We start from the raw sequence: 873 nt of genomic DNA on the forward strand, positions 1-873 counted from the left end.
ATGAGCGATACCGTCCGCGAGGCGATGGAATATGACGTTGTGATCGTTGGCGGTGGGCCTGCGGGTCTTTCTGCGGCGATCCGTCTGAAGCAGGTGAACCCCGGACTGTCGGTGGTGCTGCTGGAGAAGGGGTCCGAGATCGGGGCGCATATCCTGTCTGGGGCGGTGCTGGACACGGCGGGCCTCGACCGGCTGATCCCGGACTGGAAGGCCAAGGGCGCCCCGGTCGAGACCGAAGTGATCTCGGACAATTTCTATGTTCTGGGCGAAGGCGGGCAGGTCCGCGTCCCGAACTGGCCGATGCCGCCCTTGATGTCGAACCACGGCAAGTACATCGTCAGCATGGGCAATGTCTGCCGCTGGCTGGCCGAGCAGGCCGAGGCGCTGGAGGTCGAGATCTTTCCGGGCATGGCCTGTTCGCAGCTCGTCCGCGACGGCGACCGTGTCGTCGGCGTGGTGGCTGGCGAGATGGGGCTGAACCCCGACGGCACCCCCGGCCCGCAATACGAGCCGGGGATGGAACTGCGCGGCAAATACGTGCTGATCGCCGAGGGCGTGCGCGGCTCGCTCGCCAAGGAGCTGATCGCCAGCCATCGCCTGTCGGACGGGCATGAGCCGCAGAAATTCGGCCTTGGCATGAAGGAGATCTGGGAGATCGACCCGGCCAAGGCGAAACCCGGCACCGTGACCCACACCATGGGCTGGCCCTTGGGCAAGAATGCCGGCGGCGGCAGCTTCATCTATCACCTCGAGGGCAACCAGGTGCTGGTCGGCTTCGTCGTCCACCTGAATTACCAGAACCCGCATCTGTACCCCTATATGGAGTTCCAGCGCTTCAAGCATCACCCGATGGTGGCCGAGCTGCTGGAGGGC

The 873-nt window shown here is 65.1% G+C and carries 1 protein-coding gene; it reads left to right on the top strand.

Annotated elements, in window-relative coordinates; genetic code table 11:
- On the top strand, nucleotides 1–873 hold an 873-nt coding region (locus RM190_RS23335), incomplete at both ends, for an NAD(P)/FAD-dependent oxidoreductase (RefSeq protein WP_311761875.1).

This window comes from Paracoccus broussonetiae (assembly GCF_031854425.1).
GTDB classification, from domain to species: Bacteria; Pseudomonadota; Alphaproteobacteria; order Rhodobacterales; family Rhodobacteraceae; genus Paracoccus; species Paracoccus broussonetiae.